25 protein-coding genes are annotated in these 26,362 nt (G+C 59.3%); 9 read left to right on the top strand and 16 right to left on the bottom strand.

Annotation, left to right across the window (positions count from 1 at the left end):
* Both A7J50_RS14820 and A7J50_RS14815 read left to right on the top strand, forming a co-directional pair.
* Complete coding sequence (locus tag A7J50_RS14820) at positions 1-1,128, top strand: acyl-CoA dehydrogenase (RefSeq protein ID WP_064452483.1); 1,128 nt, start codon at positions 1-3, stop codon at positions 1,126-1,128.
* A gap of 11 nt (positions 1,129-1,139) precedes the next feature.
* The gene (locus A7J50_RS14815; protein WP_064452482.1) at positions 1,140-1,913 is read left to right on the top strand and encodes an enoyl-CoA hydratase; all 774 of its coding nucleotides are present in this window, start codon (positions 1,140-1,142) and stop codon (positions 1,911-1,913) included.
* A gap of 206 nt (positions 1,914-2,119) precedes the next feature.
* On the opposite strand, the gene A7J50_RS14810 is transcribed toward A7J50_RS14815, so the two are convergent.
* From A7J50_RS14810 to arnC, 12 genes are all read right to left on the bottom strand, one after another.
* Positions 2,120-3,271, bottom strand: a complete 1,152-nt coding sequence (locus A7J50_RS14810; RefSeq protein WP_064452481.1) for an acyl-CoA dehydrogenase family protein — start codon at positions 3,269-3,271, stop codon at positions 2,120-2,122.
* A 3-nt stretch (positions 3,272-3,274) separates the two neighbouring features.
* Complete coding sequence (locus A7J50_RS14805; RefSeq protein ID WP_064452480.1) at positions 3,275-4,393, bottom strand: enoyl-CoA hydratase/isomerase family protein; 1,119 nt, start codon at positions 4,391-4,393, stop codon at positions 3,275-3,277.
* A gap of 131 nt (positions 4,394-4,524) precedes the next feature.
* Complete coding sequence (locus A7J50_RS14800) at positions 4,525-5,235, bottom strand: HPP family protein (protein WP_064452479.1); 711 nt, start codon at positions 5,233-5,235, stop codon at positions 4,525-4,527.
* Between the two features lie 173 nt (positions 5,236-5,408).
* The gene (locus tag A7J50_RS30720; protein ID WP_082895893.1) at positions 5,409-5,603 is read right to left on the bottom strand and encodes a type VI secretion system contractile sheath small subunit; all 195 of its coding nucleotides are present in this window, start codon (positions 5,601-5,603) and stop codon (positions 5,409-5,411) included.
* A 266-nt stretch (positions 5,604-5,869) separates the two neighbouring features.
* Positions 5,870-7,492, bottom strand: a complete 1,623-nt coding sequence (locus A7J50_RS14795; protein ID WP_064452478.1) for an ArnT family glycosyltransferase — start codon at positions 7,490-7,492, stop codon at positions 5,870-5,872.
* Positions 7,493-7,495: 3 nt separating this feature from the next.
* Entirely contained in the window at positions 7,496-8,875 is a 1,380-nt protein-coding gene (locus A7J50_RS14790) for a UDP-glucose dehydrogenase family protein (RefSeq protein ID WP_064452477.1), read from the bottom strand.
* Positions 8,872-9,285 carry a 4-amino-4-deoxy-L-arabinose-phosphoundecaprenol flippase subunit ArnF gene (gene arnF / locus A7J50_RS14785; RefSeq protein ID WP_064452476.1) on the bottom strand — a complete coding sequence of 138 codons (414 nt, stop codon included), beginning with the start codon at positions 9,283-9,285 and terminating at the stop codon, positions 8,872-8,874. Before arnF ends, A7J50_RS14790 begins: the two co-directional genes overlap by 4 nt.
* Entirely contained in the window at positions 9,282-9,629 is a 348-nt protein-coding gene (gene arnE / locus A7J50_RS14780; RefSeq protein ID WP_064452475.1) for a 4-amino-4-deoxy-L-arabinose-phosphoundecaprenol flippase subunit ArnE, read from the bottom strand. The genes arnF and arnE overlap by 4 nt, the downstream gene beginning before the upstream one ends.
* Positions 9,626-11,281 carry a lipid IV(A) 4-amino-4-deoxy-L-arabinosyltransferase gene (arnT, locus tag A7J50_RS14775; protein WP_064452474.1) on the bottom strand — a complete coding sequence of 552 codons (1,656 nt, stop codon included), beginning with the start codon at positions 11,279-11,281 and terminating at the stop codon, positions 9,626-9,628. The genes arnE and arnT overlap by 4 nt, the downstream gene beginning before the upstream one ends.
* Positions 11,278-12,162 (bottom strand): 4-deoxy-4-formamido-L-arabinose-phosphoundecaprenol deformylase, encoded by an 885-nt coding sequence (gene arnD, locus A7J50_RS14770; RefSeq protein ID WP_064452473.1) that lies wholly within the window; start codon positions 12,160-12,162, stop codon positions 11,278-11,280. Before arnD ends, arnT begins: the two co-directional genes overlap by 4 nt.
* Positions 12,162-14,153, bottom strand: a complete 1,992-nt coding sequence (gene arnA, locus A7J50_RS14765) for a bifunctional UDP-4-amino-4-deoxy-L-arabinose formyltransferase/UDP-glucuronic acid oxidase ArnA (protein ID WP_064452472.1) — start codon at positions 14,151-14,153, stop codon at positions 12,162-12,164. The genes arnD and arnA overlap by 1 nt, the downstream gene beginning before the upstream one ends.
* Positions 14,150-15,184 (bottom strand): undecaprenyl-phosphate 4-deoxy-4-formamido-L-arabinose transferase, encoded by a 1,035-nt coding sequence (gene arnC, locus A7J50_RS14760; RefSeq protein ID WP_064452471.1) that lies wholly within the window; start codon positions 15,182-15,184, stop codon positions 14,150-14,152. The genes arnA and arnC overlap by 4 nt, the downstream gene beginning before the upstream one ends.
* 466 nt (positions 15,185-15,650) lie before the next feature.
* Between arnC and A7J50_RS14755 the strand changes: the two genes are divergently transcribed.
* Together A7J50_RS14755 and A7J50_RS14750 are read left to right on the top strand one after the other, a co-directional pair.
* The gene (locus tag A7J50_RS14755) at positions 15,651-16,469 is read left to right on the top strand and encodes a M949_RS01915 family surface polysaccharide biosynthesis protein (RefSeq protein WP_064452470.1); all 819 of its coding nucleotides are present in this window, start codon (positions 15,651-15,653) and stop codon (positions 16,467-16,469) included.
* 108 nt (positions 16,470-16,577) lie between these two features.
* Positions 16,578-17,492, top strand: a complete 915-nt coding sequence (locus tag A7J50_RS14750; RefSeq protein ID WP_064452469.1) for a site-specific integrase — start codon at positions 16,578-16,580, stop codon at positions 17,490-17,492.
* A gap of 6 nt (positions 17,493-17,498) precedes the next feature.
* On the opposite strand, the gene A7J50_RS14745 is transcribed toward A7J50_RS14750, so the two are convergent.
* The gene (locus tag A7J50_RS14745; protein ID WP_064452468.1) at positions 17,499-17,762 is read right to left on the bottom strand and encodes a DUF2790 domain-containing protein; all 264 of its coding nucleotides are present in this window, start codon (positions 17,760-17,762) and stop codon (positions 17,499-17,501) included.
* Between the two features lie 111 nt (positions 17,763-17,873).
* On the bottom strand, positions 17,874-19,076 hold the full coding sequence (locus A7J50_RS14740) for a multidrug effflux MFS transporter (protein WP_064452467.1): 1,203 nt from the start codon (positions 19,074-19,076) through the stop codon (positions 17,874-17,876).
* 295 nt (positions 19,077-19,371) lie between these two features.
* Between A7J50_RS14740 and rbsK the strand changes: the two genes are divergently transcribed.
* Genes rbsK through A7J50_RS14725 form a run of 3 tightly spaced genes read left to right on the top strand, consistent with a single transcriptional unit; the run spans position 19,372 to position 22,693 of the window.
* Complete coding sequence (gene rbsK / locus A7J50_RS14735) at positions 19,372-20,292, top strand: ribokinase (RefSeq protein WP_064452466.1); 921 nt, start codon at positions 19,372-19,374, stop codon at positions 20,290-20,292.
* 26 nt (positions 20,293-20,318) lie between these two features.
* Positions 20,319-21,650: an L-fucose:H+ symporter permease gene (gene fucP, locus A7J50_RS14730; RefSeq protein WP_064452465.1), complete on the top strand. Its 1,332-nt coding sequence runs from the start codon at positions 20,319-20,321 to the stop codon at positions 21,648-21,650.
* The gene (locus tag A7J50_RS14725) at positions 21,647-22,693 is read left to right on the top strand and encodes an aldose 1-epimerase family protein (protein WP_064452464.1); all 1,047 of its coding nucleotides are present in this window, start codon (positions 21,647-21,649) and stop codon (positions 22,691-22,693) included. Before fucP ends, A7J50_RS14725 begins: the two co-directional genes overlap by 4 nt.
* Here the strand turns inward: A7J50_RS14725 and deoR are convergent.
* Entirely contained in the window at positions 22,690-23,448 is a 759-nt protein-coding gene (deoR, locus tag A7J50_RS14720; protein ID WP_064452463.1) for a DNA-binding transcriptional repressor DeoR, read from the bottom strand. The two genes, A7J50_RS14725 and deoR, sit on opposite strands and share 4 nt — an antisense overlap.
* A 128-nt stretch (positions 23,449-23,576) precedes the next feature.
* Between deoR and deoC the strand changes: the two genes are divergently transcribed.
* On the top strand, positions 23,577-24,260 hold the full coding sequence (deoC, locus tag A7J50_RS14715) for a deoxyribose-phosphate aldolase (RefSeq protein ID WP_064452462.1): 684 nt from the start codon (positions 23,577-23,579) through the stop codon (positions 24,258-24,260).
* A 137-nt stretch (positions 24,261-24,397) separates the two neighbouring features.
* Here deoC and A7J50_RS14710 read toward each other — a convergent pair whose 3' ends face one another.
* Positions 24,398-25,288 carry a thaumatin family protein gene (locus A7J50_RS14710; RefSeq protein ID WP_064452461.1) on the bottom strand — a complete coding sequence of 297 codons (891 nt, stop codon included), beginning with the start codon at positions 25,286-25,288 and terminating at the stop codon, positions 24,398-24,400.
* A 541-nt stretch (positions 25,289-25,829) separates the two neighbouring features.
* Here A7J50_RS14710 and A7J50_RS14705 point away from each other — a divergent pair.
* Positions 25,830-26,330 (top strand): hypothetical protein, encoded by a 501-nt coding sequence (locus A7J50_RS14705; RefSeq protein WP_156526283.1) that lies wholly within the window; start codon positions 25,830-25,832, stop codon positions 26,328-26,330.
* The last annotated feature ends 32 nt before the right edge of the window (positions 26,331-26,362 follow it).

The raw sequence follows: 26,362 nt of genomic DNA, 5'->3' as shown, positions 1-26,362 counted from the left end.
ATGCTGCCCAATGACGAACAACTGCAAATCAGCGAGGCGGCCCGGCAATTTGCCCAGGAACGCCTGAAACCGTTCGCCGCCGAATGGGACCGCGAGCACCGTTTCCCCAAGGAAGCCATCGGCGAAATGGCCGAGCTGGGCTTTTTCGGCATGCTGGTGCCGGACCAGTGGGGCGGTTGCGACACCGGCTACCTGGCCTATGCCATGGCGCTGGAAGAAATCGCCGCCGGTGACGGCGCGTGCTCAACCATCATGAGCGTGCACAACTCGGTGGGTTGCGTGCCGATTCTCAAGTTCGGCAACGATCAGCAGAAAGAACTGTTCCTCAAACCCTTGGCCAGTGGCGCCATGCTCGGTGCTTTCGCATTGACCGAGCCACAGGCAGGCTCTGATGCCAGTAGCCTGAAAACCCGTGCGCGCCTTGAAGGCGACCATTACGTGCTCAATGGTTGCAAACAGTTCATCACCTCCGGACAGAACGCCGGCATTGTGATTGTGTTTGCGGTCACTGACCCGGCAGCCGGCAAACGTGGGATCAGCGCGTTTATCGTGCCTACCGACTCACCGGGTTACACGGTCGCGCGGGTGGAAGACAAGCTGGGCCAGCACGCGTCCGACACGTGCCAGATTCTGTTTGAGGATGTGAAGGTGCCCGTCGCCAATCGCTTGGGCGAGGAGGGCGAAGGCTACAAGATCGCCCTGGCCAACCTCGAAGGCGGGCGTGTGGGTATTGCCTCGCAATCGGTGGGCATGGCCCGCGCCGCGTTTGAAGCAGCACGCGACTATGCACGTGAGCGCGAAAGCTTTGGTAAAGCGTTGATTGAGCACCAGGCGGTGGCGTTCCGCCTGGCGGACATGGCCACTCAAATCACGGTCGCCCGGCAAATGGTGCATTACGCCGCCGCGCTGCGTGACAGCGGCAAGCCGGCGCTGGTCGAAGCGTCGATGGCCAAGCTGTTTGCCTCGGAAATGGCCGAGAAAGTCTGCTCCGCCGCCTTGCAAACCTTGGGCGGTTACGGTTACCTGAGCGACTTCCCCCTGGAGCGGATCTACCGCGATGTGCGGGTCTGCCAGATTTACGAAGGCACCAGCGACATTCAACGCATGGTCATCTCACGCAATCTTTAAGGAGCCAATACATGAGTTATGAAACCATTTTGCTCGAAGTGCAGGGCCGCGTCGGGTTGATTACCCTTAATCGCCCGCACGCGCTGAATGCCTTGAATGCGCAATTGGTCAGCGAGTTGAACCAGGCCCTCGACAGCCTGGAAGCCAACCCGCAAATCGGTTGCATCGTGTTAACCGGCTCCAAAAAAGCCTTCGCTGCCGGTGCCGACATCAAGGAAATGGCCGAGCTGACTTACCCGCAGATCTACCTCGACGACCTGTTCAGCGACAGTGACCGCGTGGCCAACCGCCGCAAGCCGATCATTGCGGCCGTTAATGGGTTCGCCCTGGGCGGCGGCTGCGAACTGGCGTTGATGTGCGACTTCATCCTGGCCGGTGATACGGCGAAGTTCGGTCAGCCGGAAATCAACCTCGGTGTATTGCCGGGCATGGGCGGCACCCAGCGCCTGACCCGCGCAGTGGGCAAGGCCAAGGCCATGGAAATGTGCCTGACCGGGCGCTTTATCGATGCGGTGGAAGCTGAGCGCTGCGGGATTGTCGCGCGCATTGTGCCGGCCGATGAACTGCTGGAAGAGGCGCTGAAAGTCGCCACACTGATTGCCGGCAAGTCAGTGCCGATCAGCATGATGGTCAAGGAAAGTGTGAACCGCGCGTTTGAAGTGAGCCTGTCCGAAGGCGTGCGCTTTGAACGCCGGGTGTTCCATGCGGCGTTTGCGACGCAAGACCAGAAGGAAGGCATGGCGGCATTTGTGGCCAAGCGCGCGCCTGAGTTCAAGGACCAGTAAGCTGACCCCAAGAACACGGTAGACCCCATGGTGGGAGCGGGCTTGCTCGCGAATGCGGTGGGGCAATCAACATCAATGTTTGCTTCAGGCCGCCTTCGCGAGCAAGCCCGCTCCCACATTTGATCTTCGCTGCATTGAGCACTTCGTTCGCTTAACTGACTGGCATTAGGGCAAGACCGCTCCCACAGGTGGGAGCGGCGTATCTGTCAGAGCTGGTAGTGCTTGAGCTCTCGGGCAATGACCATCCGCTGAATCTCACTGGTCCCTTCGTAAATCTGCGTAATCCTGGCATCCCGGTAGTAACGCTCCACCGGGTAATCCTCAAGATACCCATAGCCGCCATGAATCTGCATCGCTGAAGAGCAGACCTTTTCGGCCATTTCCGAGGCGAACAGCTTGGCCTGGGAGGCTTCCGACAAGCATGGTTTGCCGGCACTGCGCAGGCGCGCGGCGTGCAGGATCAGCAGGCGTGCGGCATTGAGCCGGGTTTGCATGTCTGCCAGCAGGTTGGCGATGCTCTGGTGCTCAATGATTGCCTGGTTGAATTGCACGCGATCACGGGCGTACGCCAGCGCCGCCTCAAACGCGGCCCGTGCGATGCCCAATGCTTGGGCGGCAATACCGATGCGCCCGCCTTCGAGGTTGGACAGGGCGATGGCCAGGCCTTTGCCGCGTTCACCCAGCAGGTTGGCTTCGGGCACTGTGCACTCGCTGAGTGTGACGGCGCAGGTATCCGAGGCGCGAATGCCCATCTTGTGTTCCGTGCGATCAACCACAAACCCCGGCGTCTGGGTGGGCACCAGGAACGCGGAAATACCTTTCTTGCCCAACGCCGGGTCAGTCACCGCAAACACAATGGCCAACTTGGCGCGCTTGCCGTTGCTGACAAACTGCTTGGCGCCATTGATTACCCACTGGCCATCACGCAGTTCAGCGCGGGTGCGCAGGTTGTGGGCTTCGGAGCCGGCCTGGGGTTCGGTCAGGCAGAAGCAGCCAATGGCCTGGCCGCTGGCAAGGTCGGGCAGCCAGGTTTGTTTCTGTTCGTGTGTGCCGTAGTTGAGGATTGGCCCGCAACCCACTGAGTTGTGGATACTCATCAGCGCGCCGGTAGCACCATCACCGGCAGAAATCTCTTCTACCGCCAGCGCATAAGCCACGTAGTCGACGTAGGTGCCGCCCCATTCCTCAGGGACCACCATGCCCAACAGGCCCAATTCACCCATTTTTGCGACCAAAGCGTCATCGATCCAGCCGGCCTTTTCCCACGCTTGCGCATGCGGGGCGATTTCGCCACGGGCAAAGTCGCGCGCCATGTCACGGATCATTACCTGTTCTTCAGTGTATTCAATATCTTGCATGGCCTATTTCCCAGTCTGCACGAAGTCGCGGAAGAAGCTGTCGACATGGCTGGCGTCCAGCCCTTGGACAGTCGGCGGGTTCCAACGGGGCGTTTTGTCTTTATCGATGATCAGGGCACGAACCCCTTCGATCAGGTCGCCGCGTTCGAACCACTGGCGATCCAGGTACAGTTCCAGGGCAAAGCACTGCTCCAGCGGCAGGCGGCGGCCACGGCGCAGCATTTGCAGGGTTACGGCCATGGCCAGCGGCGAGCGGGTTTGCATCAGGTTAACGGTACTCAGGGCCCATTCGTGGCTGTCGGCGACGGTGACTTCCTGCAGTTGCTCAACGATGCTCTGCACGTCCGGCAAGGCGAAGAAGTGGTCGATAGCAGGTCGCAGCGCGGCCAGTGGTGCATCGGGCAATTGCTGTACGGCCAGTTTGGCCAATACGCCTTGCAGGTCCTTGAGCGGCGAGTCCTGCCACTGCAATTGATCGAGCTTGCGGTCCAGCTCGCTGAGTTTGGCGCTGTCGATAGACCAGTCCGCCAACCCGCAATACAACGCATCGGCCGCGCGAATCTGTACGCCGGTCAGGCCGAGGTAAATCCCCAGTTCGCCCGGAATGCGGGGCAGGAAGTAGCTACCGCCCACATCCGGGAAATAGCCGATGGCCACTTCCGGCATGGCCAGGCGGCTGCGCTCAGTGACTACGCGCAGGTCGGCACCTTGCACCAGGCCCATCCCACCGCCCAGCACAAACCCGTCCATCAGGGCCAATACGGGTTTGCGGTAATGATGAATGGCCAGGTCGAGGGCGTATTCTTCAACGAAAAAATCTTCGTGCAGGTTGTCGCCGTTCTTGAAGCTGTCGTACAGCGAACGGATGTCGCCACCGGCGCAGAAGGCTTTTTCACCGGCGCCGCGCAGTACCACGGCGTAAACCTGAGGATCATCCGCCCAGGCCTGTAACTGCGCCGTCAGGCTGCGGACCATCTCCAGGGTAATGGCGTTCAAGCCAGCGGGGCGATTGAGGGTGAGGTGGCCGATATGGTTACGCACGTCGGCCAGCACCTCGTGCTTAAGGGCCTCCTGCTGAAGAGCCTCGGCGCGGCTTGCTTCGGATGAAACCTGAGCAGTCATCTGTAACTCCCTGCTTTTATTGTTCTTTATCAAGATGTTCGCGAACGAACCCTCTCGCGATCGTACCAGTGCAAATTTGCCCCGTACAACCCGGAATCATGCAGGTCGTTTTTGCATTTATGCAGATGAGGTCAAGCGACGCGACTGGCCAGTACCTGGCCAATGCTGCGACGCCGTGCATGGCCTTCGGCCGCGTGGATCAGTTGTTCCAGCTCGGTCGGTTGCACATCGTAAAACTGCTCCATCTCGGCCATGGCCAGCTTCAGGTCGGCTGCGGTGATGGCGGCGTCTGCCCCCGATGGCGCAGTGCCGATGATGACCGCAGGTGATTCGCCCGTACCCTTGGGATAACGCGTGCGCGTGGCGTTGTTATAGGCCAACGCGCACACCAGCAGGGCACACGCGCCGAGCATGACCGGGGCCAACTCCTGCCAACCCAGCGCAATAGAGGCGGGGTCGGCAAGCACCAGGGTCATGGCCAGGCCACCGGCGGGTGGGTGCAAGCAACGCAGCCAGCACATCAGGATGACGGTCATGCCGGCCGCCAGGCAAGCGCTGCCCAGCGTACGGCCCAATACCCGAGCGACCAGCAACCCCACCACGGCGGCGCACAAATAGCTGCCAATAATCGACCAGGGTTGGGCCAGCGCACCGGACGACACCGCAAAGAGCAGCACGGCCGAAGCGCCAAGGGGACCGAGCAGGTGCAGTGCGACTTCCATTCCAAATAGCCGGGCACACACCCAGACACTGAACAGCGTGCCTACGGCCATGCCGACTGCGGCGCGGCTCCATTCGGCAGGGCGGGTATTGATTGCAGCGGGTAACCAGCGAGCGAGCATCGAAGCAGTCCATCAATAGCAGGCGAAAAAAAGGGCTTGGCGGGTTTCCCGCAAAAGCCCTTTGAAAGTTCCAATAGTTGGGGGAGGAACACTGAACAGTGTGCCGACCTGGGCACCCTGGCGCCACTGCATATTAATGAGGGTTGAATGCAAAAAAAGTGAAGTTATAGGGCTTAATCAAAAGGGATCAGGCGTTTCTGCTGCGCGAACGGCCTGTTGATCCGCCCGAGAACACGGGTATCGGCCTCTTCATTGAACAGCTGCCTTTGCAGGTTCGCCTGCAGCGCAGTGTTATCGGCCAAGGGTCCCTTCAACGCCACCAACGCGTCGCGCAGCTCCATCAACCGATCCAGCCTCGGCGCAGGCATAAGCAACAAATCTTCTGGCACGGTATTGCCCTTTTAATGATGGCGGCCACTGTGCGTTGAAGGGATGGCAGCGTCCTGTAGTAGATAGTTAACGCACTTGGCGAACGAGTCTACATTTGGGTTCCAGGCATCGGAAGGCAAAGCGCACCAGCCTTTACGCATAGCAACGTAGGTGCTTTCCGGGCGCTAATAACGAAAAACGCCCACTCTTTGAGGAGTGGGCGTTGTTTCCGTCAGACTGCTGTGACCGCGATCAGTGAACGCGATCAAGGCGCTGAGACTTTCTCCAGATGCAGCAACACATAAGGATCTTTGTCGAACTCTCCACTGAGCGTCGGTGTGATCGAGCGCAAGCGTGGATCTTGCAGTTTTTCGAAGTCCTGAGCACTCATCACCAGCCAGGCCGGCCCTTGCAACGGGGCCAGATCTGCGGACGATTGGGTAAACAGTGGCACCTTATCGCAGTTGAAGTTGACCATGAACTTGATGGCTTTCGCATCTTTACCCAAGCCATGCAGTACCACCGGTGCCGGTTGCTGCAGGATTTGCGCTTTGACCGCGAGGCTGAAGGTGCGGGTGTCGTAGAGCGTGCGTTCCAGCGGTTCGACCACCACGATGTAGGTCGACCAGAGCGCCAGCACTGCCGCGAAGGCGGGCCCCAGCGGCCGCAGGCGTGCTTTGAGGAGTGACAGCAACGCCAGCCCCTGAAGCACACCCAGCAACGTGAAGATCAGCCCAAGGTTGTCCAGCTGCGCCGGGTAACGCTTGCGCGCCACCACCAGCCCGATCACCAGGAGCGCCGGCAGCAGCGTCCAGATACCCAGCATCAAAGCGCGTAGCGCCGCGAACAGTCGCCCCTGGGTGACCTGGAACGGGTAGGCCGCAATGATCGCCGCCATGGGCAGCATCGGCAGTATGTAGCGGGCCTTTTTGGCCTGGGGTACCGACAGGCCCAGCATCACCAGCAGACCGGCCGCCGCGCAATACAACACCAGTTGCAACGCTGGGTCCGGCGCTCGGCGCCCGCCGACGACGACCGCCAACAGCACCAACAACGCCAGCGGATAGGCCAACGCATAGTTGCCCATGGAGCTGGTGAAGTAATACAGCACGCCGCTGGAGCCTTCGGTGCCGTCCATACGCCCCAGGAACTGCATGCGGATCACGTCCTGCATGAAGTCTTCGCCACCGCTGAGCTTGGCCAGCAGCAGCAAGAGGCCGACGCATGCCACCAACAGGGCCAGTGCCAGCACACCAAAAGTGAACAGTTGGCGCCATTGGCGATTGATCAGGTAATAGCTGCAGAGTACGCCGGTCGGGATCACCAGGCCGATTGGCCCACGCACTGCAAAGCCTAGAATCACCAGCAGGAACAACCAATGCAGACGTTTGGCGGCACCGAAGTGATCGTGGGCGTAACCCAGGTAGAACACCGCCAGGGCGATGGCGGCGAGCATCTGGTCCAGGGACACCGCACGGGTTTCACTGATGAAGGTGCTGCTGAGCAGCAACATCGCGATGCTCAACAGGCCCCAACGCGTGGAGTAGGGCGCCGTGAGGCGATACACCAGGGTTACGATCAGCGCTGACGCGATAGACGTAGGCAGCCATGCCGTCAGGCTGGTGACCTGGCCGAACGGCAAGGACAACAGCCACGTCAGCAGTGTTGAGGTCGCCAGGTAGTCAGCGTAGGGCTGGCCATAGGTGGTGGGAAAGAAGCTCGGCCCATGGCGCAGCATCTCCTGAGCAAACACCAAGAAGCGCGAGTCGAACCCGATGATGGCCTGGTGCCAATTGCCGACGATAAACAGCACCAGTGCAAGGAGCCCAAGCCCCAGCGACTGGTTGCGGATCGTTGCAGTAAGCAAGGGCGGTTGAGCTTTGTTCACGTGTCAGTCTTCCTTGACCGGCGCTACCCAGTTTTGCTGAGGAATCGGCAACTCGCAGGAATCACCACGACCCATTGGGAAGTATTTGAAGCCTTTGCGCGCCAGGCGCTCGCCGTCGTACAGGTTGCGACCGTCGAAAATCACCGGGTTTTTCAGGCGGTCGAGGATCAGCTCGAAATCCGGGGCCTTGAACTGCTGCCATTCGGTGCAGACGATCAGCGCATCGGCGCCGCTCAAGGCGGACTCCGGTGTGCCCAGCAGCGTCAGCCGCGACTCGTCACCGTAGATTCGCTGGGTTTCCTGCATCGCTTCAGGGTCAAACGCACGTACATTGGCGCCCGCCGCCCAAAGGGCTTCCATCAGCACACGGCTCGGTGCATCACGCATGTCATCGGTGTTGGGCTTGAAGGCCAGGCCCCACAACGCGAACGTCTTGCCTTTCAGCTCGCCCTTGAAGTAAGCATTGATACGTTCGAACAGCTTGCTCTTCTGGCGCTGGTTGATGGCTTCGACCGCTTCCAGCAGGTCGCTGGAGCAGTTGGCTTCCTTGGCGCTGTGGATCAGGGCGCGCATGTCTTTGGGGAAGCACGAACCGCCGTAGCCGCAACCCGGGTAGATGAAGTGGTAGCCAATTCGTGAGTCGGCGCCGATGCCCAGGCGTACGGCTTCGATGTCCGCACCCAGGTGTTCGGCCAGCTCGGCGATCTGGTTGATAAAGCTGATCTTGGTGGCCAGCATGCAGTTGGCGGCGTACTTGGTCAGTTCGGCGCTGCGCAGGTCCATGAAGATGATGCGGTCGTGGTTGCGGTTGAAGGGCGCATACAGGTCGCGCATCACTTCACGCACTTCTTCACGTTCGCAACCGATGATAATACGGTCCGGGCGGCGGCAGTCGGCAACGGCCGTGCCTTCCTTGAGGAATTCCGGGTTGGAGACGATATCGAATTCCAGGTGACGGCCTGCGATGTGCAGGTTTTTTTCGATATGGGCGCGCAAGGTGTCGCCGGTGCCGACGGGTACGGTGGACTTTTCCACCAGAATCACCGGTTCCACACGATGGCGGGACACGGCATCACCTACCGACAGCACATACTTGAGGTCGGCTGAGCCGTCTTCATCCGAGGGCGTGCCCACGGCGATAAAAAGCACTTCACCGTGTTCAACGGCGAGTTTTTCATCAAAGGTAAAGTGCAGGCGGCCACTTTCCAGGTTTTCCTTGACCATGGCAGCCAGGCCCGGTTCGAAGATGGTCACATGGCCTTTCTGAAGCGACTCGACCTTGCTCTTGTCAACGTCCATGCAGATCACATCGTGACCGACTTCGGCCAATACGGTGGCCTGTACCAGACCGACGTAACCGCTACCAAATACACTGATTTTCATGGGGCATTCCTGGGGCTTGCAACGCTAGCACGACGAGAGTTAATAACCAGAACACCGAGGATGACCAGCGCCACCCCCAGGGTTTTTGAAAGCGAAAAATGTTCGTTGAACACCGGCAGGCTGGCCGCCAGCAGGTACACCAGCGCGTAGCTGATGCTGAGCAGCGAATAGGCGCGACCCAGGGGTAAATGCTTGAGGGCGCCGAGCCAGCACACCATCGACAGCGCATAGGCGATGATTGCCAGGCTGACCACGCCCAGGGCGCCCAGATCAATGGCGTTGCTGTTGAATGCGCTCAGCCACTCGTCAGGCAGTGGCAGGCGCGTCATGCTCCAGCGCATGCCCAGTTGAGCGGCGCTCACCAGGCCGACGCTGCCCAGGGCCAGGGCAAACCCTTGCGCCCGGCTCATACGTGACGCCCCAGCAGTACAACGCCGCCGATGACCAGCGCCACACCGAGCCAATGACGGCCATCGATGTGCTCATGAAACACAAAGCGCGCCATCAGCGTCACCAGCACGAAATTCAAGCTGAGCATCGGGTAGGCGATGCCCACCTCCAGACGCTGTAACACCAGCAGCCACACCAACAGGCCCAGGCCCAGGCACACCAGCGCCGACCACAGCCACGGGGAGCGCAGTTTCGGCGCCCAACCGTCCGGCTGGTCACGCCAGCTTTCCACGGCAAATTTTTGCGAAACCTGGCCCATGCAGGTGAGCAGGCAGGCGCTTAATAGCAGAAGCAACGTGATCATTGCGCAGCCTGTGGGAAAATCAGGATCACGATATTGCCTTGCTCATAACGCTTGCCGTCCTGGGGCAGCAGGTTCACTTCAGCAACCTCATCGTCGCCCTTGACCCGCATCACCACGCCGACAGAACCCTTTTTGCGCGCTTCGCTCATCCATTGCTGGACTTCGCTGGTATCGATCTTGCGATGGGCGGTGTCCGGGTAGGCGATGCCGTATTTCACTTCGCCGACGGTGTTGTAGAGGCTGACGTCCGGGCGGCCCAAACGCCATGACAGGGCCGACGCGGCGCCCAGGTCATTGCTGAGCAGAGCGGTGGTCGGTTGCAGTTCTGGCAGGTGGTCGATGATGAACTGATCCGGCGTCTTGTTGTACACCACCGAATGGGGCAGGGCGGCCGGCACCAGAGCGACCAGCAACCAACTGCCGATCGCCGGCGCTGCCCACAGTTTCAAAGGGCGCGCGGCCTGCAGAAGGTTGACCACAATCCAGCCGAACAGGAAGGTAAACACCAGCACCAGGCTGAGGGTTTCTTGTCCGTGTTCGTACACCGGGTTCTTCAATTGAAACCAGCTGATTGCCAACAAGGCCGCGATACCGATACCCAGGTTCAGCCAGCCGTTGATGCGCAGTGCGCGACTATGGCCCCGGGCAAGTTTGTCGCTCAGGGTCGACCCCATCAGCAGGGCCAGCGGCAGCAGGCAAGGCATGATGTACGACGGCAGCTTGCCTTTGGCCAGGCTGAAGAATGCCAGGGGCATCAATAGCCAGAGCAGCAGGAACGCGGTTTTAGGCAGGCGTTTTTCCAGCCAGGCGCGTTTCACCGTGGATGGCAGCAGGGCAATCCATGGCAACGAGAACGCGACCATCAGCGGCAGATAGAACCAGAATGGCTCGGCATGCTGGGCGTCATCCCCGGCGAAGCGTTGGATATGCTCGTGCCAGAAGAAGAAGTTCCAGTAGTCCGGCTCTTGCAGGTGCACAGCCAGGGCCCACGGCAGGCTGACCACAATCGCAACGACCACGGCGACCACGCCGTAAGCCAGCAATTCACGAAAGCGTTTCTGCCAGATTGCGTAGGGCAGGGCGATCAACACCGGCAGCAGCCAGGCCAGGAACCCTTTGGTCATGAAACCCATGCCACAGGCAAAACCGAGCATGGCCCAGGACCATAAACGGCCGCGGCGCGTGGTGCTGTCGAAGCAGAACCACAGCGCCACGCCGGTCAGGTTGACCCAGAAGGTGAATTGCGGGTCCAGGTTGGCATAACCGCCAAGCAAGGCCACGCTGACAAAACTCATGTACAGCACCGTGCTGACCAGGCTTTTTTGCGGGTCGTTCCACAGTCGGCGAGACACAAGATAGACCAGCAGGATGCTCAACCCGGTGCTCAGCGCGGATGCAAAGCGCACGCCGAACAGGTTTTGCCCGAAAATCGCCTGGCCCAGCGCAATCATCCAATAGCCGGCGGCGGGTTTCTCGAAGTAGCGGATGCCCATGAAGTGTGGCGAAGCCCACTTGCCGGTCAGCAGCATTTCCTGGCTGATTTGTGCATAACGGGTTTCATCCGGAATCCACAGGCCATGACTGGCCAGCGGTAACAGATAAAACGCACCAAACGCCAACAGGAGCAGGGGCAATGCCCAGCGCCGGATCATGCCTGCTGTACTCCGAGCCATCCCTCGCGGCCGCTCAGCGCGCCGCGCACCAGGTGTTGCTGGGGCAGGGTGGTCACATCCGCGGGCAGCAGATCGCCCAAGGGTTTGAAGTCGATGCCGCGCTGCCCGGCCTGGGCGAGCAACTGGCGAAAATCTTCAGCCATCAGAATCCCTTCTACTTCTGCGTGGATCGTGTAGACGTTCAGCTTTGACGCGGTAAACCGGTCAAGAATAAAGCTGTTGAAATCTTTGGCAGCCACCACCGGACCGACGACTTCGTCGAAGGTCGGCAGGTCTACCGGAATTTGTGGGGTGCCCGCACTGCCATCGGCCAAGGTGGGTCGAAACAGGCTGCTGCCCCGGCAATCACTGTTGTAGCGAAAGTTGAAACCTTGTTTGGCTTGCACCACGCGTTCATCGGCACGCCAGCCGGCGGCGGCGGAACAGTCGATGCGTTCACCGAGAATGTCGCTCAAGGTGTCGACGCCGCGACGAATCTGCTCTACCAGTTGTGCGTCGCTCCAGCGCCCGGTGTTGGCCTGCCAGCCGTGGTGGTCCCACGCGTGCAGGCCGACTTCATGGCCGGCGGCCTTGGCCTGGCGCATCAAATGCCCCAGGTCACGGCCAATCGGCTTGCCCGGCCAGGCGGTGCCGGCCAGCAAGATATCCCAGCCATACAGCCCGGCGGCATTGGAACGCAGCATCTTCCACAGGAATTGCGGACGGATGAGGCGCCACAAGTGGCGCCCCATGTTGTCCGGCCCAACGCTGAAGAAGAACGTCGCTTTCACCCCGGCTTCATCCAGGGATTCAAGCAACCGCGGCACACCTTCACGGGTGCCACGGTAGGTGTCGACGTCGATGCGAAGACCTGCCTGCATCAGCGCTTGTCCGCGATTTCGAGCATGGCTTCTTTAAGGAAGAAGTCCAGGGTGTTACCGATGGTTTCGCTCATCTCAACGGTTGGCTCCCAGTTCAGCAGGCGCTTGGCGTTTTCGATGCTTGGCTTGCGGTGCGCCACGTCCTGGTAACCGGTGCCGTAGAACGCCTTGCTCTCTACGTCGCGGAAACCGGCGAACGGAGGGAAGTTGCTACGCAGCGGGTGAGCTTCGAACTGACGCAGCAGCTCTTCGCCCAGCTGACGAATGCTGGCTTCGTTTTCCGGGTTGCCGATGTTGATGATCTGGCCATTGCAGACATCGTTGTCGTTATCAATGATGCGTGCCAGGGCTTCGATGCCGTCAGCGATGTCGGTGAAGCAACGCTTCTGCTCGCCACCGTCGAACAGGCGGATCGGCGTGCCTTCTACCAGGTTCAGGATCAACTGGGTGATTGCACGGGAGCTGCCGATACGTGCCGAGTCCAGACGGTCCAGGCGCGGGCCCATCCAGTTGAACGGACGGAACAGGGTGAAGTTCAGGCCTTTGTCGCCGTAAGCCCAGATCACACGGTCCAGCAGTTGCTTGGAGACCGAGTAGATCCAGCGTTGCTTGTTGACCGGGCCAACCACCAGGTTGGAGGTGTCTTCGTCGAAGTACTGGTCCTGGCACATGCCATAGACTTCGGAGGTCGACGGGAAGATCACACGCTTGTTGTACTTGACGCAGTAGCGAACCAGTTTCAGGTTCTCTTCAAAGTCCAGTTCGAACACGCGCAGTGGGTTACGGGTGTATTCGATAGGGGTAGCGATGGCCACCAGCGGCAGGACCACGTCGCACTTCTTGATGTGGTACTCGATCCACTCGGAGTGAATGCTGATGTCGCCTTCCACGTAGTGGAAGTTCGGGTGGCTGCGCAGGCGCTCGATAGCGTCGGAACCGATATCCAGGCCGTAGATTTCGTAACGGTCGTCACGCAGCAGGCGCTCTGACAGGTGGTTACCGATGAAACCGTTCACACCCAGGATCAGTACGCGAGTACGACGTGGCTTGCGGCCGGACTCGGCGCCGCGCAGTACGGAACCGTCCACCAGGCCCAACTCGTCGGCCAGGGAAGGACCGGCCAGGTACAGGCCGTTTTCGTTGCGCTGGCCAAACTTGACCACCAGGGAATCTTCACCGCAGGCGATGCGCAGCGGGTTGACGCTGATCACACGGCCCGGGGCAATGCCTTCGTTGCCCTTGACCACATCGGCTTGCCAAACGATCAGTTTGTGCTCGCCTACGGCGCAGAAGGCGCCCGGGTAAGGTTGGGTGACGGCGCGAACCAGGTTGAACAGCTCTTCAGCCGGCTTTTTCCAGTCCAGTTTGCCATCGGCAGCGGTGCGGCGGCCGAAGTAGGTCGCCTGGCTTTCGTTCTGGGCAGTTTCCGCCAGCTTGCCTTGGGCCAGTTGTGGCAGGGCATCACGCAGCAGGTTGGTGGCCGCTTCACGCAGTTTGGCGTGCAGGGTCAGGCCAGTGTCAGTGCGGTCGATAACGACTTTTTGCTGGGCCAGGATCGCGCCAGCGTCGGCACGCTTGACCATGCGGTGCAGGGTCACGCCGGTTTCGGTTTCGCCGTTTACCAGCACCCAGTTGGCCGGGGCGCGGCCACGGTACTTAGGCAGCAGCGAGCCGTGCAGGTTGAACGCACCTTTTTTGGCGGTGGCCAGCAGGGCTTCGCTCAGCAGGTTGCGGTAGTAGAACGAGAAGATGAAATCCGGGTTCAGCTTGGCAATGCGCTCGATCCACAGTGGGTGGTTGGCGTCTTCCGGTGCGTGTACCGGGATGCCGTTGCGGGCACAGAGTTGGGCGACGGAGCCGTAGAAATTATTTTCCTTGGGGTCGTCGGCATGGGTGAACACGGCAGCAATGTCGTAGCCGGCGGTCAGCAGGGCTTCAATGCCTGCACAGCCAATATCGTGATAAGCGAAGACAACAGCTTTTGAATTCATGACGAAACCTGATCGGAAGGAGAAGTGGAAGTGTGAGAACTTGTCAGGCCGTCGACCACGACGACCGGAGCAGGTGCTGCGGGTTGGTTACGCAGCACTTTTTCAATAAAGAAGCGTGGGCGGGCGCGCACGTCACTGTACATGCGGCCCAGGTATTCACCCAAGAGGCCCATGCCGATGAATTGACCGCCGGTGAACACGAACAATACCGCAAACAGTACAAACGTGCCTGAGCCTGCCCATTCGGCACCGAAGACCAATCGCAGGAATACCAGTGCAAAGGCAAACAGCATGCCCAGCGCCGCCAGGCTGAAACCGACGATGCTCAGCAGGCGCAGCGGGGTGGTGGTCATGCAGGTCAGCAGGTCGAACATCAGGCTGATCAGGCGCATCGCGCTGTATTTGGACTCGCCGTGCTCGCGCTCGGCGTGATGCACCAGAATCTCGGTCGTGTGCCGGGCAAAGCCGTTGGCCAGGATCGGAATAAAGGTGCTGCGCTCACGGCAGGCGAGCATGGCGTCGACGATGGTGCGGCGGTAGGCGCGCAGCATGCAGCCGTAGTCGGTCATGGCCACGCCGGTGGAGCGTTGCACCGCCAGGTTGATCAGGCGCGAAGGCCAGCGGCGGAAGGCCGAGTCCTGGCGGTTGTTACGCACGGTTGCCACCACGTCGTAACCCAGGGCAGCTTGTTCCACCAGGCGCGGGATCTCTTCGGGCGGGTTCTGCAGGTCGGCGTCGAGGGTGATGACCACCTCGCCCCGGCACTGCTCGAAGCCGGCCATGATCGCCGCATGCTGGCCGTAGTTACGGTTGAGGATCACCGCCACCACGTTGCTGCCGTCTTCAGCGGCGGCGTCTTCAAGCAATTGAGCCGAGTTGTCGCGGCTACCGTCATCCACCAGGATGATTTCGTATTCGTAAGCCAGTTGCTTGCAGGCTGCCGTCGTGCGACGCAGCAATTCAGGCAGGCTCTCTTGTTCGTTGTAGACCGGGATAACGATCGACACGCAATGAATAGGGTAGGGTTTCAAAGATTCATGACCTCGGGGCTAGAGCAATTGAAGCGTGAAAACAGCAGTAATCAGTCGGTAAAACGCTGACTGATTAAACGTAGCGTGGGTTTGCGGCATTCATTCGACTTTCCTGAAGACGGGCAACGGATTCTTCCATGGGTATCAGATTAAAGACGAAATATATGAAAGGTAAAGCGTAATCAACAGGTTAGTCGGTAAAAACGCGGTTTGTTCTCAAGTTCTGCGGCCAAGGTTAAGCGGAAAAATGTTGAACGAATATGAAAGGCGGATGAAAAACTCGTTTATTTGACAGGTAGACAGCTAGGGTTCAGCTAAGTGACTGAAGCGCCAAGCAATAGGTTTACCGGGTAAAACTGCTGGGTTATTTCAGCGTTGTGCCGCCGACCGATTGTAATTCAACAATCTTCTCTGCATTGCCCTTCAAGTGCCGGTAAAGTAAGCCATCTCTTGCCAGGGTACTCGGATGAATAGCGTGCAGCTTTTTCGCGGCCAATTACGGCCTGCGTTGATGGGATTGTTGATGGCCGTGGCCTGTGTCACGACCGTACGGGCCGACGACGGGGTAGTGCTCTCGCGCATCGAGCAGGTACCGGAGGGCGTGGAAGTGCGTGGCAAGCAGGTCGCCGCCTATACCTGGGACGACCGCCAAGGCAAAAACCTGCTGGTACTCGCCGAGCAAGTTGGCGAGCGTGACGATGACGGCACCCAGTCGGCCTTCGTCTATGCGGCCCAATACCTGCTGGCGGGCGACCATCCCAAACGCGTCTGGATGCTTTATGACGACGTGCAGCATTGCCAATTCGATGCAGCGCTGCGCTTTGACATGGCGGCGACCAAGGTCACCGACCTGGCCGGGGATGGCATGACCCAGGCGACCGTGGGCTATTCGCGAACGTGCACCAGCGACGTCAGCCCCCGTGAATTCAAACTGATCATGCATGTCGGCAAATCCCAGAAGTACCGCCTGCGCGGTGTCGATCGCGTCGGCGCGAGTTGGTGGGACGAGGAAGCTGGCGCCCTGCGTGGCATGCCGCTGCCGACGGACTGCTCTATTGCAGCGCAACAGGCGCTGGTCAGCCAGTACAAGGAGCAGGGCACGGAGTTGCCGCTTCCCGGCTGCTATGGCGATGAGAGTGATTTCGCCAAGGCGCCGGACGGTTACCTGGCGTTCATGCGCCAGCATTGGTTTGGGCTGATGCAGAAACAGGACACTGAATGGAGCCAGACCCAAACCCAGCCTCAGCCCGAAGACGCCACAGAGGATGACGAATCGGCCCAGTGATTTTGTGCAAGGGCCGGTCGTGCGTTAAACTCGGCGCTCGCCAATTCACTAAATACCTCGATTAAACAATGAGTTGGTCGAGGTATTTAATCCAAAGGCTGATCTACCTTGACTGAGTCTATCCGCAACCCGCTGACCCTCTACCTCACCCGCCTGGCGCCCTCCAGTCAACTGATCATGCGTTACGTGCTGCAGGACGCCGCCGACCGACTCGGTTTTGAAGACATCAATCTCGAAGAGATCGACTGGCACCTGCTGCAACCCGAACACGTGATTGCCCTGGTCGCCGCGTTGCGCGAGGACGGCTATGCGCCGAACACCTCTTCGTTGTATGTAAATGCGGTGCGCGGGGTAATGAACGAGGCGTGGCGCATGAGCTTGATCAGCCAGGACCACCTGTTGAAGATGCGTTCGGTCAAGGCTGCGCCCGGTACCCGCCTGGGGCAGGGCCGTAACCTGCGGCGCACACTGATCCGCGAAATGATGGACGTCTGCGCCGCCGACCCACGCCCCCAGGGCCTGCGGGATGCGGCGGTGATCGGTATTTTGTATGGCTCGGGCATGCGCAAGTCGGAGTCGGTCAACCTCGACCTGGCGCAGATCAACTTCGACGAACGCAGCTTGCGCGTGACCGGCAAGGGCAACAAGGAACTGATCAAGTACGCACCCGCCTGGGCGTTTGCCAAGCTGCAAGCATGGCTGGAGTTTCGCCGCGAACACCTCAAGGAAGGCGAACAGGACGATCCATTTCTGTTCAATCGTATCCGCCGGGGCAGCCATATCACGCGCGAACGCATTACCAAGCACGCGATCTACTACATCGCCCGTCAGCGCGGCGAACAGGTGGGCGTGAAGATCATGCCCCATGATTTCCGACGGTCTTTCATCACCCGGGTGATCGAAGAGCATGACCTGTCGATCGCGCAGAAACTGGCGCATCACTCCAATATCCAGACGACCGCCAGTTATGACGTGCGCGATGACAACGAGCGGCGGCGGGCGGTGGACCGGTTTGATTTGTAAGTGAGCTTAACTGTGCGGGCAGGTGTCACCGACCCGCCTATAGTCCAGTTCGTGACGCACGCCCTGGCTGTCAACGTACACAACATGGCCCTTGACCGGGCCGCAGGTGGCGGACGCGGCGTTGGTATTGCGCACGGCCTTGGCGATGTCCAAGTCTTCGGCGTAATTGTCGGCCTGATTGACCGGTTTGTCCGCGCCCGGATTGGGGGCGCCCTGGGCGGCGGCGAAAGTGCTGACCACGCTCAGCAGTGCAATAAACAGGTAACGCATGACGACCTCCAGCACCGATCGGTGGCGGTTTGACTGTGGTCGCCATTCTATAAAGCCTGGCCCCGCCCCAGAACGGATTCCGGCCAATAACGGCTATCAGTCAAAACAATGTCAGGACCTTGCGCGGGCCAGATGAGTCGGTAAACGACGCAGGGTCCACAGGGTGACCAGCATTGCGGCGACGGCACACAGCGCGATGCCAATCAGCATGGGGGCAGGTGTGTGGTCGGCAAACACACCAACCAGGGTCATCGAGACGGCCGCCGTGATCATTTGGATAGCACCGAGCAGCGCCGACGCGGAACCCGCTACGGCACCATGATCTTCCATGGACAACACCCCCGCGGCCGGCAGTAACAGGCCGAGAAAGCCGAAACCGATAAACAGCAGCGCCATCATCAACGCCAGGTTGTCGCTCCATAGCGTGGTGGTGGCCAGCAATGTCATGACCACGGCAACGCCTACAACCGACCAGCGAATCAGTGGGGCCAGGCCAAAGCGCGCACTCAGGCGCGCCGTCAGTTGGCTCATGGCAAAGAATGAGGCAGCGTTTACTGCAAAGCACAGGCTGAATTGCGTCGGCGTCAGTCCGAAGTACTCGATGTATACGAACGGTGCGCTGCCGATAAACACAAAGAACGTCGCCAGGCCAAAGCCACACACCACCGACAGGCCAGTGAATACCGGGTCACGAAGGAGGGCGCCGTAGCTGCCGAACGCATTGCCCAGGGTCTTGCCCAAACGGCGTTCGGCCGGATGGGTTTCCGGCAGTTGCACGATGGTCATCACCAGGCACAGCACCGCCACGACAGCCAGCGCCACGAACACTTCACGCCAACTCCAAAGGGAAATGACGACGCTGCCGGCCAAGGGCGCCAGGATCGGTGAAACACTCATCACCAGCATCAGCAAGGCCATCAAGCGCGCCGCTTCATGGCCGGTATACAGGTCACGAACGATGGCCCGGGGAATGACCATGCCGGCGCACGCACCAAACGCTTGCAGGGCACGAAAGCCGATCAGCACTTCAATAGTGGGGGCCAGCGCACAACCGACGCTGCCCACGGCAAAAATCACCAACCCTGCATAAATCGGCGGCTTGCGACCGAACACATCGCTGATGGGCCCGTAGAACAGCTGGCACACGCCAATGATCATGAAGAACACCGTCAAGCTCATCTGCACGGCCGCCGGCGACGCCTGCAGGCTGGCCCCGAGGGTGGGCAGCGCGGGCAAGTAGCTGTCGATGGCGAAAGGGCCTATGGCGGTGATCAACCCCAGCAGCAAGGCGAGGTGGGCAATACTTCGAGGCATGGGGATTCCGGGTTGCATCAAAAAAGATCGGCCAGCTTAGTGAGCGCTCCCCGGGGACACAAGGTGACGCTTACACACACGCTACATAATTGCGACCTTGCCCTTTTTGAGTCGGGCTATGGAGCAGACCCGACGCAGTCGATCAGCAGCTGCTTAAGGCCGCTGCTGGCCATGTGCACACTCCGTTGATCTCTCATCGCAAAAAAAGATTGAATATTCACACCTAATGTTATTTAAATAACAAAACAAGAGCGCCACAACCTGCCTGGTCGTGCCGCAACAAGGTGGAATAGCAATGAGCAAGATCGCAGTCATCGGCAGCAATATGGTGGATTTGATTACGTACATCGACCGCATGCCGGGCCAGGGCGAAACCCTGGAAGCACCGGGCTTTGCCCTGGGTTGCGGCGGTAAAGGGGCCAACCAGGCGGTGGCGGCAGCCAAGCTTGGGGCGGATGTGTTGATGTTGAGCAAGGTCGGGGACGACATGTTTGCCGACAACACCCTGGCCAACTTTCAGCACTTTGGTATCGACACCCGTTATGTGCAGCGGGTGCCTGGCGTTTCCAGCGGCGTGGCGCCGATTTTTGTCCGGGCCGACTCCCACAACAGCATTTTGATCGTCAAAGGCGCCAACGCGCATTTGTCGCCTGCGGATATCGATGCGGCAGCAGCCGACCTGCGCGCGTGCACGTTGATCGTGCTGCAACTGGAGATCAACCTGGAGACGGTCTACTACGCCATCGAATTCGCTCACCGGCATGGCATTGCGGTATTGCTCAACCCGGCACCGGCCATGGCCGGGTTGAGCGCCGAGCATTTGGCAAAATTGGATTTCCTGATCCCCAACGAATCGGAACTGGCGCTGATCACCGGCCAGACCGTGGACTCGCCGGACTCAGCCCGCACCGCCGCAAAAACCCTGGTAGCCAGCGGTATTCGCCACGTGATTGTCACCCTTGGCGAGCAAGGCGCGCTGTACGTGGGTGAAGAGGGTGAATTCCAAGTGCCGGGCCAACGGGTTGCCGCCCGTGATACCACCGGTGCCGGTGACGCCTTTATTGGTTGCTTCATTCAACACTGGAACCGCGACGGCGGGATTCGTCACGCCATGGAACAGGCAGTGGCGTATTCCGCCTGCTCGGTGATGGCGCTGGGTACGCAGACCTCCTATCCCGACAGCGAAGCATTCGCCCGCTTTCAGCAACAGCGGTAACACCCCCATCAGCCCGGAGAACAATAATGAACAAACCTGCGCTGCAACAAACCCCCGACGGTTTCTACCTGAACCGCACGCCCTGGTTCGCCTTTATCCTGCTGTGCAGCATCTTTGCGCTGTGGGCAGCCGCCGCGAGCATGAACGACGTGCTGATCGCACACTTCAAGAAAGCGTTTTTGCTCAGTGATTTCCAGACCGCCTTCGTGCAGTCGGCGTTTTACCTGGGCTATTTTTTTGTAGCGATTCCGGCCGCGATGGTGGTGCGTCGCTTGAGCTACAAGAGCACGATTCTGATCGGGCTGTTGTTGTACATGTTTGGCTGCCTGCTGTTTTTTCCGGCGGCCTCCACCGCCAAGTACGGCATGTTCCTGCTGGCACTGTTTGTGATTGCCGCCGGCCTGTCGTTCCTGGAAACCGCGTGCAACACCTACTCGACGCTGATGGGCCCACGGGAAACCGGGACGCGACGTTTGAATATCTCGCAGACCTTTCACCCATTCGGCGCGATGGCCGGGGTGTACGTGGGCAGCTTTGTGATGTTCAAGGACTCCGACGCCACCACTGAACAACTGAAGCAAATGAGCGCCTCCGAGGCGGCGGTGCAGCAGTTGCAAATGATCCAGTCCACGTTGCTGCCGTACAAATGGATGATCGCTGTACTGGTGCTGATGTTTATCCTGATCGCCATTACCCGGTTCCCCGCGTGCAAGGGCAACAAGCCTGCCGGCAGCAAGCCTGGCAGCCTGCGTCAAAGCCTGGGGCGGCTGTTGCGTAACCCGCGTTTTACCTTTGGTGTACTGGCGCAGTTTCTCTATGTAGGCGCGCAGGTGGGTGTGTGGAGTTTTACCATTCGCCTGGCCATGCAAATGGGCGGTATGAATGAACGCAGCGCCTCGTGGTTTCTGCTGACCACTTTTGCGGCGTACTTTGTTGGCAAGATGATCGCCAACCTGTTGATGCGCAGGCTGCACCCGGCCAGAGTGTTAGCGATTTACGGCGTGCTGTGCATTGTGCTGCTGGCCTACACGATTCTGGTGCCGAACATTTCGGCGGTGTATGCAGCGGTTGGCGTGAGTATTTTTCTCGGCCCATGCTGGCCGACCATTTACGGCCTGACCATCGATGGCCTGGGTGAAGACACCGGCGTCGGTGGTTCATTGCTGGTGATGAGCATCGTCGGTGGCGGGGTCATCCCCATCTTCCAGGGCCTGTTGTCCGATGCCAGCGGCGGCAACATGCAACTGGCCTACAGCGTACCGTTGCTGTGCTTTATCGTGATCGTGATGTACGCAGTCAAATGCCTACGCCAGTCAGACACCTTGCCAGCGGGCGCGGCAGCGGCGGTGGCCTCATGAACACGCGTATCGCGCTGCATCGTGCGGTGTTTGGCGAGCAGGAAAAGATCCTTTTGCAGTCTGAGGATTTCAAGGTCAGTGCCTGGACCTACCCGTCCGGTGTGTTGGCCCTGAGCCTGGAGAACAGCCGTGGACGCCTGGTGGTGCTGCCTTATCAAGGGCAGATGATCTGGTCGGCCGTGTTCGAGGGGTGCGACCTGACCATGCGCAACCTGTTCGAGCAGCCCCGGCCGAGCCCGACGGTCATTGATACCTATGGCTGTTTCATGTTTCACAGTGGCTTGCTGCGCAACGGCTGCCCGGCGCCGGATGACACGCATGCCTTGCACGGCGAAATGCCCTGCGCGCCTATGGACACCGCCTGGCTGGAGTTGGGCGAGGGCTTTGTACGCCTGGGCGGGTCATATGAATATGCCAAGGGGTTCGGCGATCGCTACCGGGCCTGCCCCAGCGTGACACTGCGCGCTGATTCGGCCTTGTTCGATATCGAGATGGATGTGACGAACCTGGCCGGCAAGCCCATGGACCTGATGTACATGGCCCACATGAACTACGCCTATGTGGACGGTGCCCGGTTCGTCGAGCCGCTGGGCATGCAGCGTCTGCGCCTGCGGACCAGTGTGCCGGACCACGTCAAGCCGACACCCGAGTGGAGTGCCTACATGGCGCAACTGGCCGAGCATCCCGCCCAGTTGGCCTGCCTCGAAGCGCCTGCGCTGTATGACCCTGAAATTGTGTTTTTCCTCGACGGCGTCGGCACCGACGCCAGCGGCCACGCGCACTTTCTGCTCGAGCATCCCGATGGCGCCGCGTTCTACACCCGTTATCGCCCCGAGCAATTCGAGCACGCCGCACGCTGGGTCCTGCACACACCGGATCAGCAAGTGGCCGCGTTCGTGCTGCCGTCGACCTGCGAGCCCGAGGGCTACAACGCTGAGAAAGCCAAAGGCCACGTGAGGCAGCTGGCGGCCGGGGCGAGCGCCTCGTTCAGCGTGACCACCGGCTATTTGAATAAGAAGGAACGGCAGAGGTTGTTGGGTTAAACCAGCAATTGCGCACCGCGGGCCTGGATGACTTCTTTATAGGCGCGGGGAATTTTCTTGTCGCTCACCACGTACTGGAAATCTTCCAGGCTGGCGAAATGAGCGGTGCGCACCGTGTCGAACTTGCTGAAGTCGGCGAGCAACACGCGTTGCTGGGCCTGGCGCAGGACCTTTTGCTTGACCTCGACTTCATTGAAGTTGAAGCATGTCACACCGAATTCCTGACTGACACCTGCCGCAGTCACGAAGGCCCACGTCAGGCGCACGCTGTCGAGAATGCTGCTTTCGGCGCTGCTTTCGAATACTTGGTTCTTGCGGTGAAAGGTGCCGCCGCACAAGACGATGTGGCAGTTGGGCTTGTTATGCAACTTGAGCAGCACGTTCAACGAACTGCACACGGCCGTGAACTCCAGCTCATCGGGGATGAAGTCAATGACGAAGGGCGAGGTGGTGCCGCAGTCGAAGAAGACCGTGTCACCGGGCTGTATCAAACCGGCAGCGAGTTTGCCGATGCGGCGCTTCTCTTCGACGTGGCGCGTGCCTTGGTCGGCGACCCGGTATTCGCTGACCTCACTGCCGCCCCGGGTTATGTAGCCGCCCAACAGTCGCAGGTGATCGCTGAAGTGATTGAGATCACGGCGCAGCGTCATCTCGGAAACGTCCAGCAACGCTGCCATTTCCCTCAGGTGAATGGCGTTCTGGTCCTGCAAGGCTTGTTGGATAAGCTTGAGTCGCTCGGCTTTTTTACTGTCCACGAGTATTCCAGGGCTTGATTGTTGTTGTTAAATAAGCAACATTAAGTGTGACTATTGTAACGTATTATTGTGAGCGCTGTGACAAGCGGCACACGATCATTGGCAACATACAGGCAAGGGCCCGTTAAATGAACACTCTTCAACCCGCAGCATTGGCAAAGTACATCGATCACACTTTGCTGGCTCCCGACGCCTCCCGTGAGCAGATTCGCACCTTGTGCGAGGAAGCCCAGGAACACGGCTTTTATTCGGTGTGCCTGAATTCGGGACAGGTACCTTACGCCGCGTCGTGCCTGACCGACGATACCGTGGTGATTTGTGCGGTGGTGGGCTTCCCGCTGGGCGCGGGCCTGAGTGACAGCAAGGCATTTGAAGCCGCACGGGCGATTGCCGCCGGGGCAGGGGAGATCGACATGGTGCTCAATATCGGTTGGTTGAAGGAAGGGCTGCTGGACGCGGTGCGCGATGATATTGCCGTGGTGCACAAGGCCTGCGGCACCGTACCGTTGAAGGTCATCCTGGAAACCTGCCTGCTCGACGACGCACAGAAGGTCCAGGCGTGCGAAATCTGCCGGGACTTGGGTGTGGCTTTCGTCAAGACGTCTACCGGGTTCAGCCGAAGCGGCGCCACGGTCGAAGACGTGGCACTGATGCGCAAAACCGTAGGCGCCGGGGTTGGGGTCAAGGCATCCGGTGGGGTGCGTGATTACCCGACGGCGGTGAAAATGATTGAAGCCGGGGCGACGCGCTTGGGCAGCAGTTCAGGGATTGCGATCGTGGGTGGGGCGATGACGGCGGCGAGCGGTTACTGAAGGGTCTCCGGTCTAGTATGTACTTGCAGTCCTTACGGCGGCGGTCAGCTTCAGCTTTTGCCAGCCGAGAAAAAGCTGGCCTCAAGGGCCAGCTTTTTTACATAGGGCGATTTTAGACGTGTATGGGCGCAACCCAATCAAGCAATTCGCACGTTAAGGCTGTTGGAGTTGGAGCCGAGCGTGCTCGCGTCATCCTTAGGCACGACGTACCCCTCGCCGTCACCGACTGCGGCACGGTAGTAGCTGACCACCGAATCGTTGATGACTTGCGCGTTGGTGGTTTTCTTCAGCCCGTAGACATTGCCGTGCTCATCCCGCGCCTTGATGCTGTCGGGTGCGCCGCTCACGATGTCCTTCAGTGTGCCGGACACCGGGCCGCCCGAGCTCGGTTCGATGGTCATACGGGCGTTGTTGCCCTCGATATAGCTGACGTCGTAGAAAGTCTGCTTACCGTCCGCTCCACCATTGAAAGCCACTTCGCCAAGTGTGGCGTTGACGCCATCGCCGGTCGAGGAGCGGAAGTTACCCGACCAACCTTCGGGGAAAGACTGCGCCAGTGTTTCGCCGGGTTTGAGTGTGACGGAGGGAACAAGGGGCTGGCCGGCATTGGCGGTGAACACGATAGTCATCGGCGTGTCACGCTCGTTGGTGAAGTTCAGCGTGTTACCTGTCGGCACATCCTTGGGGCGCTCAGCAACGGCGTTCGATGGGGTCGGCAATGATTTCGAAGTTGGCAGAGGTGGTGCTGTGTCCAGCACCGAGCTTTTCGAAGGTTCTGATTCGCTGGCACCTGCCAAGGGTGGCGTAGTGTCGCTTGGCACACCCTCCGGCATCATCAGTTTCAGGACATCCAGTTCGTTTTGGAAGTGTTGCGCCAACGCTTCATTGCCCGATGCCTTGGCCTGGTCGCGCGCCGCCTCGCGCCGTGTCCACTCGTTTTTCCAGGCACCGTTGAGTGCAGCATCGAAGACCGAGCCGCTATCGCCTTGCTTGGGCACCGTATTTTTCCCCACGCTTTCAACTGACATGGCTCGCTCCTTCAGCAACGTTAAAGACGGCTTGGATAATCCTCCAAGTGTGTCCCGAGCGGTTGTGAAAAGCTGTTAAACAAGACTATCTGTAAAGACGATGGAGGCCTTCCTGGCAATGGTACTGACTCGCTAACGGCTCGACTTCCACGGCACGATGTATTTGATTATGTACAGGCCTAATAAATGAGCCAGGGAAGGGTATCTGCAGAACTGGCACGTCACGTTATCAAGGAGGGCAGGCATACAGACACCTCATCGATGGGACATAAGGCAGGTATGCAGCCTATTAATGCCTTTAAAGAATAACTAAACTAAATGTCTATTTAGTTTAGTTATAAATAATGGCTATTAAAGAGGAGGGAAGGTCATCTGGTTTAGGAGCCGCGGTCATTATGCGCGTGGATGGCTGAATTAAGACTGCGTGCGAACGGGCGTCAGGATTATCGTGGGCAACTTTGCAGAATTGCCTTAAGGTAATACCTTTTATTTTAAGGTACCTCGGCGCCGTCGAGCTTTTCTGAAAGGACATCAGGTTGAGATGAGAAAGCATATTAAGATTGCCGCGCTGCTATTGGCTTCGCTGTCAATTCCTTCAGGTGCAGTCATGGCCAGCGAAACATTGCCCAGCAGCACAGCTGTTCACTATGAAAAAAAGGATCTGTACGGCGTTTGGTACATCAACCTGAATGAGGGAAATTCCAAAGGTATGGCGTTGCTGGTCCTGGATGAAAATGGTGCGGCAACGGACTACCTGATGGTCGGCGATCAGGACACCTCGCAGAAGATAATCCAGAAGTCCTCTTGGTCGTATGACTCTGAACGCAATCTGTTCGAGCAGACTGTCAATGAAGTCTCCCTCCAAAAAGGCAAGTCGGCTGCGGTTGTCTCGCATCCACATGAAGTCATACGAGCATCGATCAGCCTGACAAAACTTGGAGATGAGGTCGTCGGCATCAAATTCAAAAAAGACGATGGCGAACTCACGGGATATCTCAAAGGCAGTGACCGTATGCTGGATATGATTACGCGCAATCAGTAAAGGCTGAAGCCTGCATCGAGGCGGTGATGGGT

It is taken from the genome of Pseudomonas antarctica, from assembly GCF_001647715.1.
Taxonomy (GTDB): Bacteria; Pseudomonadota; Gammaproteobacteria; order Pseudomonadales; family Pseudomonadaceae; genus Aquipseudomonas; species Aquipseudomonas antarctica_A.
This window is presented reverse-complemented; position numbering and strand designations above follow the sequence as displayed.